At 70.3% G+C, this 11,953-nt stretch carries 9 protein-coding genes; 5 read left to right on the forward strand and 4 right to left on the reverse strand.

Features of this window, described 5'->3' with window-relative positions:
• The first annotated feature begins 100 nt into the window (after positions 1-100).
• A complete protein-coding gene (locus R2J76_RS20365; protein ID WP_316413505.1) occupies positions 101-2,254 on the forward strand; it encodes a fused MFS/spermidine synthase in 2,154 nt (717 codons plus the stop codon).
• Here R2J76_RS20365 and panD read toward each other — a convergent pair.
• The 4 genes from panD to R2J76_RS20385 all read right to left on the reverse strand — a co-directional run bounded on the left by panD (position 2,214) and on the right by R2J76_RS20385 (position 7,857).
• Positions 2,214-2,594: an aspartate 1-decarboxylase gene (gene panD / locus R2J76_RS20370; RefSeq protein ID WP_316413506.1), complete on the reverse strand. Its 381-nt coding sequence runs from the start codon at positions 2,592-2,594 to the stop codon at positions 2,214-2,216. The genes R2J76_RS20365 and panD overlap by 41 nt on opposite strands.
• 92 nt (positions 2,595-2,686) lie before the next feature.
• Positions 2,687-3,568, reverse strand: coding sequence for a pantoate--beta-alanine ligase (panC, locus tag R2J76_RS20375; protein WP_316413507.1), 882 nt, complete (start codon positions 3,566-3,568; stop codon positions 2,687-2,689).
• Between the two features lie 9 nt (positions 3,569-3,577).
• On the reverse strand, positions 3,578-4,444 hold the full coding sequence (panB, locus tag R2J76_RS20380) for a 3-methyl-2-oxobutanoate hydroxymethyltransferase (RefSeq protein ID WP_316413508.1): 867 nt from the start codon (positions 4,442-4,444) through the stop codon (positions 3,578-3,580).
• Positions 4,441-7,857: a hypothetical protein gene (locus tag R2J76_RS20385; protein ID WP_316413509.1), complete on the reverse strand. Its 3,417-nt coding sequence runs from the start codon at positions 7,855-7,857 to the stop codon at positions 4,441-4,443. Before R2J76_RS20385 ends, panB begins: the two co-directional genes overlap by 4 nt.
• A gap of 260 nt (positions 7,858-8,117) precedes the next feature.
• Between R2J76_RS20385 and R2J76_RS20390 the strand changes: the two genes are divergently transcribed.
• From R2J76_RS20390 to R2J76_RS20405, 4 genes are read left to right on the forward strand one after another with little or no spacing between them, the layout of a single operon-like run.
• Complete coding sequence (locus tag R2J76_RS20390) at positions 8,118-9,563, forward strand: cbb3-type cytochrome c oxidase subunit I (RefSeq protein ID WP_316413510.1); 1,446 nt, start codon at positions 8,118-8,120, stop codon at positions 9,561-9,563.
• A 10-nt stretch (positions 9,564-9,573) separates the two neighbouring features.
• Positions 9,574-10,785, forward strand: coding sequence for a cbb3-type cytochrome c oxidase subunit II (locus R2J76_RS20395; RefSeq protein WP_316413511.1), 1,212 nt, complete (start codon positions 9,574-9,576; stop codon positions 10,783-10,785).
• A 7-nt stretch (positions 10,786-10,792) separates the two neighbouring features.
• Positions 10,793-10,966: a hypothetical protein gene (locus R2J76_RS20400; RefSeq protein ID WP_316413512.1), complete on the forward strand. Its 174-nt coding sequence runs from the start codon at positions 10,793-10,795 to the stop codon at positions 10,964-10,966.
• Positions 10,967-10,975: 9 nt separating this feature from the next.
• The gene (locus R2J76_RS20405) at positions 10,976-11,944 is read left to right on the forward strand and encodes a c-type cytochrome (RefSeq protein ID WP_316413513.1); all 969 of its coding nucleotides are present in this window, start codon (positions 10,976-10,978) and stop codon (positions 11,942-11,944) included.
• Positions 11,945-11,953 lie beyond the last annotated feature (9 nt).

An 11,953-nucleotide genomic window follows, 5' to 3' on the forward strand; every position in this document is an offset into this window, starting at 1 on the left:
CTCTTAGGAATAATGGGAAGCCCGATTAGAAAAATACGGGGTCGCCCCCCCCGCAATAGATCCGCTCCCGGGGCGGGGATTCTTGGTAATGTCAGGGATCATGACAGCCGGTGCCATTTCCTTCCTGGGGGCCTTCCTCCTCTTCTTCCTGCAACCTTTCATCGCGAAGGTCATCGCGCCCTGGTTCGGCGGCGGCAACCACGTCTGGTTGACCTGCATGCTCTTTTTCCAGGCGGTTCTCCTGGCGGGCTATGCCTATGCGCACCTCCTGCTGACCCGGGCCTCCCCCCGGGTCCAGGGCCACCTCCACCGCGTCGTCCTGGGGCTGGCCCTGGCGAGCCTGGCCTGGACCTTCCACGCCTCGGGACTCCCCCTGGTCCCGGCCTCCGGCTCCTCCGGGGCCGCCGGGGTCAATCCTCCCCTGGCGGTCCTGCGCGTCCTGGTGACGGGGGTGGGGCTTTGCGCCCTGCCTTTGGCCGCCAGCTCACCCCTGGCCCAGGCCTGGTTCCTCCGCACCGGAGGGGGGAATCCGTTCCGCCTGTACGCGCTCTCCAATGCCGGTTCCCTGCTCGGTTTGCTCGCCTATCCCTTCCTGGTGGAACCCTTCCTGCCCTTGAAGACCCAGGCCTGGGCCGCCGCAACCCTGGTGGTCCTCTACGTGGCCTTGATGGCCCGCCTTTCGGCCAAGGCCATGGATTCGCCCGACCTGGGTCCTTCCCGGCCCGAGGATGGAGGGGAGGCCGGGGCCTCGCCCTGGGCCTGGGGATTCATCGCCCTGACGGGGACGGTCCTCCTGATGGCCGTGACCAACCTCCTGACGACCGAACTTTCCGGCGTGCCCCTCCTCTGGGTCCTGCCCCTGGTGATCTACCTGCTGACCTTCATCCTGGCCTTCGACGGCAAGCTCGACCTGGAGGGGCCCTGGGCCCAGGGGCTGACCCTGGGGGTTTTCCTTCTGACGCTGCTCCTGATTCCAGCGGCCACCCGGTTACCCGGCCTGACGCTCCTCACCGCCCTGCTTCTCACGACCCTGTTCACCGGCTGCCTGCTCTGCAACTGCCGGCTCCACGCCCTCCGCCCCCACCCGTCGCGGCTTTCGGCGTTCTACCTGACCCTGGCCCTCGGCGGGGTCCTGGGGGGAATCGCCGTGAGCGTCCTCGCCCCGCTGGTTTTCAACCGGATCCATGAATTCCCCTTGGCGGTGACCCTGGTGGGCCTGGTGGCCGTGCTGGGGGCGCGGCCTCCCCGGGCGCCGGGCTGGGTAGCGTTGGCGGGTTGCCTGGCTTTGACCCTCACGGGCCTCGTGCGGAACGCGCAGCTCCCCGACCGGAGCTACCGGGATTTCTACGGCCAGATCAAGGTCGCCTCCTTCGGGGGCGGCGCCCTGAAGGTCATGTTCCACGGACGCACGGTCCATGGCCTGGAGCGCATGGACGCCCCCCTCCTGCCCGTGGCCTACTACCAGGACCATTCGGGCATCGCCCTGGCCCTGGCCCGGCTCCGCAGGGTGCGGCCCACCCTGCGCATCGGCGTCGTCGGCCTGGGCGTGGGCAACGTCCTCGCCCATGCCGTGTCCGGCGATCAGGTGCGCATCTATGAGATCAGCCCCGAGGTCATTCGGCTGGCCGGCCACCACGGGCGGGAGTTCACCGTGGTGGATGCCTGCCCGGCCCGGTGCGAGATTCTCCCGGGCGACGGCCGCCACCGCCTGGGCCTGGAGCCGCCCCAGGGCTTCGACCTGCTGTTCCTGGACGCCTTCAGCGGCGGCAATGTGCCCGCGAGCCTCCTCACCCTGGAAGCCATGAAGGACTATGGCCGCCACCTTGCGCCGGGCGGCCTCCTCGTCCTGAACGTCACCAACCGGCTCCCCGTGGACCGCCTGGTGTTGGCCAATGCCAAGGCCCTGGGGTTGGGGGCCCTGGCCATCGTCTCCCCCGGAAGGGAGAACCCGGCTCCCCTGGGCCCGCTCCAGAAATGGAGCAGCTTCATCCTCCTGGGCAAGGACCCCGCCATGCTCCTGGACCCCGCCCTGGTGCAGCCCGCCCGGGCCATCATCCTCCCCCCCCTGCCCCCCGGGACCCTGGTCGACCCTTCGCCGGAGTTCCTCCGGCGGGTGGCGGCCGGGGACACCCTGGCCGGCGGGGTCCGCCCCTGGACGGACGACTTCAACAGCCTCACCCTCCTCCTGATGGCGGGCAGCGCGAACCTGGAGGCTAGGCCACCGGCGTCCGCTCCTCGTGGGCGAGCTCGGTGATGCGGTTCCGGTCATCCACGAACACCACCTTGGGCCTGCGGGCGGCGGCCTCCTCCTCGGTCATCCAGCCGTAGGCGGCCAGGATCACCAGGTCCCCGGCCCGCACATGGTGGGCGGCCGCCCCGTTGATCCCCACCTCGCCGGACCCCTCCTGCCCGGGAATGACGTACGTGCTGATCCGGGCCCCGTTGGTGACGTCGTAGATATCGATCTTCTCGTTCTCCAGGAACCCCGCAGCCCGGATGAGGAGGGGATCGAGGGTGATGGACCCGATGTAGTCCAGATCGGCCCGGGTGACGACGCAGCGGTGGACCTTCCCGAGCAGGAAATTTCTCAGCATGGCTTCCTCCGGTCCAGGCCCCGGAAAGGGGGGTCCCGGCCAACTGAAGATTCTGCTCCCGATTGGGAGTTTCGTCCAGGACCACGCCCCCTTCAGGCTTCGAGGTGGCTTATGAACTGCATCGGCTCCCCCGAGGGGGTGAGGAGGACGTTGTCGATGAGTCGGGTGCCGCCCACGACCACCGCGGCGCACAGGGCCGCGGGCCGGTTGATGCCGCCCACGATGGGGTCGAGGCTGGAGGGGTCCACCACCTGGCAGTACTGCACCTCGCCCGCGGCCTCCATGCTCGCGCGGGCCAGGGCGGCCAGGGCCTCGGCGTCGCGCTCGCCCTTCTCGAAGGCGGCGGTGGCGGCGAAGAGGCCCCGGCTGATGCCCAGGGCCCGGGCGCGCTCGGCCTCGGTGAGGTAGGCGTTGCGGGAGCTGAGGGCGAGGCCGTCGCCTTCCCGCACCGTGGGGGCCACGAGGATGTCCACGGGCAGGTTCAGGTCCTTGACCACCCTGCGGATGATGGCGGTCTGCTGGAGATCCTTCTGGCCGAAGAAGGCCAGGTCGGGCTGCACCATGCTGAAGAGCTTGGCCACCACCGTGGCCACGCCCCGGAAATGCCCGGGGCGGAACGCGCCGCACAGGGCGTCGGCGATGGGCCCCACGGAAATGGAGGTGCAGAAGCCCGTGGGGTAGACCTCGGCGGCCTCGGGCATGAAGAGGATCGCCACGCCCAGGCGCAGGCAGAGGTTCTGGTCCCGTTCCAGGTCCCGGGGGTAGCGGGAGAGGTCCTCCCCGGGCCCGAACTGGGTGGGGTTGACGAAGACCGAGACCACCGTGGCGTCGCAGCGGGCCGTGCTCTGCTTGATGAGGGAGGCGTGCCCCTCGTGCAGGTAGCCCATGGTGGGGACGAAGCCGATGCTCTTGTGGCTTTCCCGGAGCGCCTTGAGGGCGACCTTCAATTCGGAGATGGTGCGGATGATGCGCATTGTATGAACCTAGCGAGTGGGCTTCCAGGCCCTGACCTGATCCCGTGCGGGTTCTGGAAGCATATAGGACTCCTGGGGTCCTGGGAACCTCCCGGCGCGAACATCCTCGGCCCAATGGACCATGGATTCCGTCAATTGCTCGAAACCGTTCATGTAGGTCCTGACGAATTTCGCGGAAGGCCCGGGAAGGAGGCCGAGAATATCATGGAAGACGAGCACCTGGCCCGAGCACCCGGGACCGGCGCCGATGCCGATGGTTGGAATGGTCAATTCCTGGGTGATGCGCTCCGCCAGTTCGGCCGGTATCCCCTCCAGCACCACGGCGAAGCACCCGGCGTCCTGGATGCGCAGGGCGTCCTCCAGGAGTTCCACCGCCGCCCGGGCCTCCCGCCCCTGCACCTTGAAGCCCCCCATGGCGTTCAGGCTCTGGGGCGTGAGCCCCAGGTGGCCCATGACGGGGATCTCCGCCTCCACCAGGGCCCGGATGACCGGCACCCGCCGGGCCCCGCCCTCCAGCTTCACCCCCTGGGCCCCGCTGCGGATGAAGCCCCCGGCGTTGCGCAGGGTGTCCTCCACCCCCAGATGGAAGCTCAGGTACGGCATGTCCACCACCAGCAGGGCCCGGGGCCGGGTGCGGGCCACGGCCTCCAGGTGGTGGGCCATCATGGCCAGGGTGACCGGAAGGGTGTTCTCGAAGCCCAGGCAGACGTTGCCCACGCTGTCGCCCACCAGCACCACGTCCACGCCCGAGGCGTCGGCGATGCGCGCGGTGACGGCGTCGTAGGCGGTGGTCATGACGATCCGCTCGCGTCCGTCCCGCATGCGCTGCAGGTCGGGGACGGTCACGGATCGGGTGGGGACGGGGGCATGGCTCATGGGTTCACCCTGGGGGACGGCACCGGAGGCAGGTTCGCCTGCGTGGGGCTCCAGTCTGCCAGAGGATCCGATTTGGCGGGCAGGACGAACCGGATGCCCGCGGCCTCCACGGCCCGGCGGAACCCGTGGATGTCGGGCCTGGCCAGGAAGCTCGCCTCGAAGTGGGACGGCAGGCGCGTCCACAGTTCCTGGAGGGCGGGCAGGGCGTCCTGGATGCGGCTCCGGGCCCCCAGCTTCTCCCCCTGGGCCAGGAGGAGCTCCGAACTCCGCGTCTCGGCCTCCAGCACCTGGGCGGGGAATTTCAGCTCCCGGGCCAGGGCCACCACGTCGCCCCAGGCCAGGAGAGCCTCGGAGACCACGGCCTCGGAGGTCCCCGACCGGGACAGGAGCAGGGCGTGGGCGCGGTGCCATTCCAGCTCCAGCCACCGCGAACCCGAGCCCTCCACCGGACCCTTGAGCCGCTCCAGGTGCACCCAGGCCGATTCCGGGGCCCCCTGGCCCGCATCCAGGGTCTCGGCCTGGATGCAGCGCAGCCGCGCCAGGCCCTCCCGCCAGAGGAACCCCGCTTCGCCGAAGCGGTTGGCGGCCTCCAGGTACATGCGCCGCGCCTCCCGCCAGGATTCCTTGAACGCGGCGAGCTCGCCGCCCAGGAAGACCCCCTCGGCCACGTCCAGGGGCGTCGCCGCCAGCGAGGACCCCTCCGAGGCCTCCACCAGCAGGAATTCCGCCTGGACGAAATCCCCCATGGCCGCGAGGGTGCGGGCCTTCCAGGTGAGCGCCCGCGAGGCCATGGGGCGGTCGCCCATGGCCTGGTAGCGGCGCAGGGCGCTGTCCAGGTGGGCCTGGGCGGGCCCCAGCACCTGCTGGGCGCTGCGCAGCATGCCCAGGTCCAGGTGGCACTGAGCCTTGAGCCCCGCGTCGTCCAGGGCCCGGGCGAAGCCCAGCCCCTCCTCGAAGAACTGGCCCGCGGCCTCCAGCTGGCCCAGGCCCAGGTGCGCCTGGCCCAGGGCCTCGGCCACGCCCGCCAGGCGCCGGCGGTCCCCCTCGTGCTCCAGGAACCGCTTGGCGGCGCCCAGGGAGGCCAGGGCGCGCTGGAACTGGGCCCGGTGGCCCTGGACCCGCCCCTGCTCCAGGAGCAGGGCCACCTCGTCCCGGTGGCCGGCGCCGGCGCCCTTCTGGGCCAGGAGCGACAGGCCCTCTTCCAGGGCCCGCAGGGCCTTGGTGCCCGCGCCCTGGGCCATGTGGAGCCGGCCCAGGGCCAGGCGCAGCCGGGGCTGTTCGGCGTGGAAGGGATGGTCGGCCAGGCAGGCCGCGGCCATGCGGATGGACTGGTGCGCGTCCCGGAAGCGGCGCTGGCGGATCTCCAGGAAGGCCTTCTTGCGGTGCAGCCGCGCCACCTGCTCCTCCTCCTCGGCGCCGGGCCCCGGCTCCCCCAGGGCGCGGCTGGCCTGATCCAGGGCCTCCCAGGCCAGGTCGTAGGGCGAACGGTCGCCGGCCACCTCCCAGGCCACCCGGCCCCGGGACCACGCGTCCGCGAGGAACTCCCAAAGCCGGGCCCGCTGGCGCGGGTCCGGGCCCAGGTCCAGGGCCTCGGCCACCACCTCCTGGGCCTCCAGGGGCCCGGGCAGCTCCCTCTCCACGGCCGCCACCACCTGGGCCAGGGCCCGGTCGCGGCCCTGGGCGCAGGCCTGGAGGCGCACGGCGAAGGCGGGATTCCGGCCCTCCTCCTCCATCGCCTTCACCAGGGCCCCGGCCAGCGCCGGCAGCGCGTCCGGGGCGGTGCGGCCGAGGATCAGGTCCCGCACCTGGCCATCGGGAAGGCGATGGCGCCCCTCCGCCAGGAGCGCCAGCCTCGCGCCCACCAGGGACTGGAGGGGCGCCTCCGCGGCGTCCGCGTCCAGGCCCAGGGCCCGCACCAGGGTGGCGTGGGCCAGGGGCGCCCCGGCCAGGGCGAGGAGGCGCGCGGCCGCCAGGGCGGCGGGTTCCAGCCGGTCCAGGCGCCCCGCGAGGATGGCCTGCTTGCGGCTTTCCTGGGTGTCCAGGGCCGGGGCCTCCCCCCCGGGGCAGGTCCAGCGCCCGCCCTCCCAGACCAGGAGCCCCTCCAGGATGGCCATTTCCAGGATGCCCTGGAGCAGGCCGGGGTTGCCCAGGCTGGCCTGGCAGGCCTCGGCCTCGAAGGCCGGGGGCAGATCGCGGGGGCCCAGCAGGTCCCCCAGCACCTCCAGGAGCCGGGCGTCCTCCAGGCGGTCCAGCACGACGGTGGCCGCGGCCTCCTGGTTGCGCATGGACTCCAGGTAGGACTTCAGCCCCTGGCAGGTGCCCATGCCCCGGAAGGAAAGGAGCCAGGGCACCCGGGTATGCCCCGCCAGGCTCCGCAGCAGATCCAGGATCTCGGGCGTCACCCGCTCCAGGCCCCGCACCTGGACGAGCCGGGGATGGCGCGCGTGGGCGTAGTCCAGGGCGCCCACGGCGGCCTCCACCTCCTCCACGTCCAGCTTGCGGTCCGCGAAACCCGGCCTGCGGCCCCCGCGCAGGAAGGCGAAGGTGGCCATGCGGCGGGCCAGGGCCTTGGCCAGGGCGGGCTCGGCGGCGTAGAGGTCCGCCTCCAGCCCGGCGATGGCCTCCTGGAGCAGGCGCCCCAGGAACTCGCCGGCCTTCTCCCCCGGGAGCAGCTCGATGGAGACCACCCACATCCCCTCGGACTCCGCGGCGGCGGCGGTCCAGTCGCAGAGACGATCGTGGCCCAGGCCGTCCTCGCCCAGGAGGAGCAGCACCCGCTCCATGGGCACGCTGGACCCCAGGCCGAACATCAGCGACTTGGTGTAGGTCCGTTCCTGGGACCGGCCGCGCATGGGGCACCCCGGGGCCTCCATGAGCTCCGGGGCCTGCTCCCAGAGGCGGGCGTTCCCCCGGCCCTGGGGCGGTTCATCGGGAAGCGCGGCCAGGCCGTCGTGCCCCCAGGGCGCCGTGCCCAGCACCCGGGGCACCTGGATCCGCCCCGGCTTGACGCCGATGACCTCCGGGGAGAGCAGCCGCGGGAAGCGCGAGCGCCCCATGGCCTCCCGCACCGCGCACACGAGGCTCTCCCGGCCGGCCAGATCCTCGTCGCCCCAGAGCCGCAGGAAGGGGACCCCGTCCAGGCCCTGGAGGAACCAGGCGACCTTGTCGTCGAAGCCCAGGTGGCACACCGGCGGGTCCGCCGGCTCGCCCTGGCCGAACCGCTCCAGGAAGCCCGCCTTGATGGCGTCCAGCCCCTTGGGTCCGGGCAGGGGCTCCCACAGTTGGAGCAGGTTCCGGGGACCGTCCCCGTCCCGCCGCACGATCCACCACGTGCACCCCTGGCTCCCCTCCGGCACGGGCAGCTCCTGCACCGCCTGGTACCAGCGCCCGCCCAGCCTCCAGCCCCGGCTCACCGGTACCTGCCGCGGGGGGGGCGAATCGCATGGGTCATGGGCGGATTCTAGCAGTGCCCCGGCCCGGGCCCCCCACAAACACGATGCCGCCATCGTGTTTAGAACCGCGCCAGCCGTAGCCTTGAGCGGCATTTTTTCCTTTGACGGATATGCGAGTGAAACGCAGAATCAAATTCATTGGATGTCACAAGAAGGGTTCCAACGTGGCACGAAGTTCCTATAGTTGTGGTACCAACCAAGGTCAATTCGGAGCGTGCTAGATGGCACAAAGCGTTGAACTTACCAACCGATGGGATACCCGCCTCGCCGCGTGGGCGGACGAGGAGCACAGCGCCTCCAAGCGCTTCCTCATCAGCGCCGCCGTGTGGGCCCTGGTGGGAACCCTGTTCGGCTTGATCGCCGCCTCGGAATACTACTGGCCCGACCTGGTGCACAACCTCCCCCAGCTGCAGTTCGGGCGCCTGCGCCCCACCCACGTGAACGTCGTGGCCTTCGGCTTCATCTCCATGGCCAACGTCGGCGCCATCTTCTACGTCATCCCCGAACTGTGCCGCACGCGCCTGTTCAGCGAGCGCTGGGGCAACGTGCTCATGGTGGCCTGGAACAGCGTCATCCTCCTGGGGATCCTCTGCCTCACCAACGGCATCACCGAGGGCCGGGAGTACGCCGAGCTGCCCTGGTTCCTGGACCTGGCCATGATGGCCGCCCTCATCCTCTACATCGTCCTGGTGTGGGGCACCGTCCTCAACCGCAAGGAGAAGCAGCTCTACGTCTCCATCTGGTACATCGCCGGCACCACGCTGTGGTTCCCCGTGGTCTACCTCATCGGGAACCGCGTCTTCTTCGCCGTGCCCGGCATCGGCGACGCCATCGCGAACTGGTTCTACGGCCACAACATCCTGGGCCTCTGGTTCACCACCAACGGCATCGGGCTGCTCTACTACTTCCTCCCCAAGATCACCCGGAACCCGCTCTACTCGCACCTCCTGTCCATCGTGGGCTTCAGCACCATCGCCATGTTCTACACCCCCACGGGCACCCACCACCTCCTGCAGAGCCCGGTGCCGGAATGGCTCAAGGCCGTGGCCGTCATCTCCTCCGTGATGCTGCTGGTGCCGGTCATGAGCGTGCTGGTGAACTTCTTCCTGACCATGAAGGGCAAGTGGTCCATGATGACCACCCACCTGCCCCTGCGGTTCTTCGTGACGGCCCTGGGCTTCTACTTCCTCACCTGCTTCACGGGCCCCTTCCAGGCCACCCGCTGGATCAACTGGTACCTGCACTTCACCCACTGGGTGGTGGGCCACGCCCACTTCGCCCTGCTGGGCACCTTCGGGTTCGTGGGCTGGGGCGCCATCTACTACGTGGCGCCCCGGGTCTCGGGCCGGCAGTGGTACTCCCGCCGCCTGGCCAACGCGCACTACTGGCTCTCGCTCATCGGCACCGTCCTCATGATCGTGGCGCTGACCGTGGGCGGCCTCATCCAGGCCTCGGCCTGGGAGGAGGGGATCCCCGTCTACCGGGGCGTGATCATGGTGGCCCCCTTCATGCTGATGCGGGCCTTCTCCGGACTGCTCATCGTGCTGGGCCAGGTGCTCTTCCTCTACAACGTGGTCAAGACTCTGGTGTTCGCGGAAGCGTCCCTGGAAGGGCCCCTGGAGGAACCCGCCGCCGTCCTTCCCCAGTCCGCCGCCGTGCGCAGCTAAGAGGAGCTCCATGACCACCCAGCGAGCCAACTACCTCTACCCCGCCCTCGGGCTCACCCTCATCATGGCCTCCATCATCTTCGTGGTGGTCCTGGTGCCCCGGTGGACCTTCAAGCCCCCCGAACCCCGGGACCTGCGGGACTACACCACCCAGGAGCTGCGGGGCCGGGAGATCTACAAGCGCGAGGGCTGCTGGTACTGCCACTCCATGGTGAGCCGGCCCCAGGACTGGGACCACGGCCGCCGCTCCAAGTCCTCGGACTACTTCTACGACGCCTACCACCTCCTGGGCTCCGAGCGCACCGGTCCGGACCTCGCCAACATCGGCGGCAAGTTCCCGGACCAGTACCACATGCTCCACCACAAGAACCCGCGCTACGTGAAGCCCGGGTCCATCATGCCCCGGTACGACTACCTCACCGAGCAGGAGCTCACGGACCTCACCGCCTTCCTCCAGAGCCTCGGCCCCTACGGCACCCGCGCCCTGGACGTGAAGGACGGCAAGGCGAAGTACGCGGCCAACGGCGAGACGAAGTGGGCCAAGGTGCGCGACTACACCTGGGTGGGCGGCGAGCTCAACGGGCTCACCGAGAAGGTGGCCATGTGGAAGCTGGACGTGGCCCAGCAGCGGGCCCTCAACGAGGAGCTGTACGGCGAGCACCTGGAGGTGCCCTTCAAGTACACCGCGGAGATCGAGGAGCTGATGTACGGCTCCAGCCACGAGGCCGCCAACGCCAAGGGCGCCCTCCAGGGGCTGGCCACCCCGGCCTTCCCCAACAAGGAGGCCCTGGAGGAGGCCCGGAACGCGGATCCCGACGTGCGGGCCTGGAAGGAGAACAGCTTCAAGGAGGGCGAGATCACCGACAAGAACCGCCTCCTGGCCAACTACGGCAAGGGCCTGTTCAACAACCAGTGCTCCCCCTGCCACGGCGTGGCCGGCAACGGCAAGGGCCAGGCCGCCTTCACCATGACCAAGCGCCCCGCCAATTTCGACGAGGACAAGTTCGCCACCTACACCACCGACACCTGGTACTGGCGCATCAGCCGCGGCGTGCCCGGCACCCAGATGCCGCGGTGGGAGTACACCCTGGACGCGAACCAGCGGCTCACCCTCACCGCCTTCCTCAAGTACGTCGCCCAGAACAAGGGCCTGGGCAAGCTCCAGGGCGCGGAGAGCAACTACGAGAAGGCTCCCGTCCCCGCCGCCGCCCCGGCCAAGTGAGGTGCCCATGACCAACGATCCCACCAAGGACACCAAGGACACCAAGGAAGACGAGGACCTCATGGAGGAGGTGTCCGGCACCAAGGTCGGCCACGGCAAGGCCCCCTTCGCCCTCGTGATCATGTACCTCATCATCCTGGTCTGGGCCGTGCTGGCCTGGATCCGGCCCAGCGGAACCTAGGAGCGGTTGATGCGCAAATCCCTCCTCCTCCTGCCCCTGCTCCTCCTGGCCTGCGCCGACAAGGGCCTCTCCACCCGCCGCGGCGCGGGCGGGGAGGTGGTCCTGTCGGCCTCCGCGGCGCCCGCGGGCCTGGAGCCCGGGGCCGAGACCCCCTACCCCCTGGGCCTGCCCTCCGCCCTCAAGGGCCGGGCCACGTACACCGCCAACTGCGCCTCCTGCCACGGCACCCTCCTCACCGCCGCCGAGGCCGCCGAGATCAAGAAGCAGGCCGCCCTGCCCCCCACCCACGCCGACTACGGCGCCAAGGTGCGGGAACTGGCCGCCGAAGGGCGCTGGCCCGTGATGCCCCCCAAGGTCGGGCCCGACTTCACCAGCCGCGCCTGGCGCTTCCAGCGCACCCCCAGCCAGCTGTACCGCCTCATCGCCTTCGGCCGGGCCCCGAGGCTGGAAGGGGATCCCGCCAAGGGCTTCTACGCCCACCCCGGCCCCTCGGGAAAGCCGGGCGAAGGCTGGATGCACGCCATCAAGGACCTGCGCGGGGACCAGCTGGTGGCCACCGGGGATCCGGTGCCCGTGTGGAACGCCGTCTACTACGTGTGGAGCCGCGCCATCGCCGCGGCCAGCCCCACCCAGTTCAAGGACGTGTGGGACATGTACGGCCAGAACTGCTCGGTGTGCCATGGGGACACCGCCCAGGGCAACGGCCCCCTGGCCCGCACCCTGAACCCGCCCCCCTTCGATTTCTCCAACCGCAAGGCCCTGGCCCAGAGCACCGACGCCTTCCTCTTCTGGCGCATCTCGGAAGGCGGCCAGTTCAAGACCATCCCCCTCTCGGTGCGGGAGTCCATGACGCCCGAATCGCTCCAGCAGTTCGTCCACCAGTGGTCCGCCATGCCCAGCTGGCGGGGGGTCCTCACCGAGGACCAGCGCTGGATGCTGGTGGACGGCGTCCGCAGCCGCACGTATGAGCACGAATAGGAGAGTGTG

Origin of the sequence: Mesoterricola silvestris, assembly GCF_030295405.1 — a bacterium.
Taxonomy (GTDB): domain Bacteria; phylum Acidobacteriota; class Holophagae; order Holophagales; family Holophagaceae; genus Mesoterricola; species Mesoterricola silvestris.

Bases quoted from the DNA above. Each gene is read 5' to 3' on its own strand.
- panC (WP_316413507.1), bottom strand. From the start codon at position 3,568: ATGCGCATCATCCGCACCATCTCCGAATTGAAGGTCGCCCTCAAGGCG.
- panD (WP_316413506.1), bottom strand. From the start codon at position 2,594: ATGCTGAGAAATTTCCTGCTCGGGAAGGTCCACCGCTGCGTCGTCACC.
- R2J76_RS20365 (WP_316413505.1), top strand. From the start codon at position 101: ATGACAGCCGGTGCCATTTCCTTCCTGGGGGCCTTCCTCCTCTTCTTC.
- R2J76_RS20390 (WP_316413510.1), top strand. From the start codon at position 8,118: ATGGCACAAAGCGTTGAACTTACCAACCGATGGGATACCCGCCTCGCC.
- R2J76_RS20405 (WP_316413513.1), top strand. From the start codon at position 10,976: ATGCGCAAATCCCTCCTCCTCCTGCCCCTGCTCCTCCTGGCCTGCGCC.
- R2J76_RS20400 (WP_316413512.1), top strand. From the start codon at position 10,793: ATGACCAACGATCCCACCAAGGACACCAAGGACACCAAGGAAGACGAG.
- R2J76_RS20395 (WP_316413511.1), top strand. From the start codon at position 9,574: ATGACCACCCAGCGAGCCAACTACCTCTACCCCGCCCTCGGGCTCACC.
- panB (WP_316413508.1), bottom strand. From the start codon at position 4,444: ATGAGCCATGCCCCCGTCCCCACCCGATCCGTGACCGTCCCCGACCTG.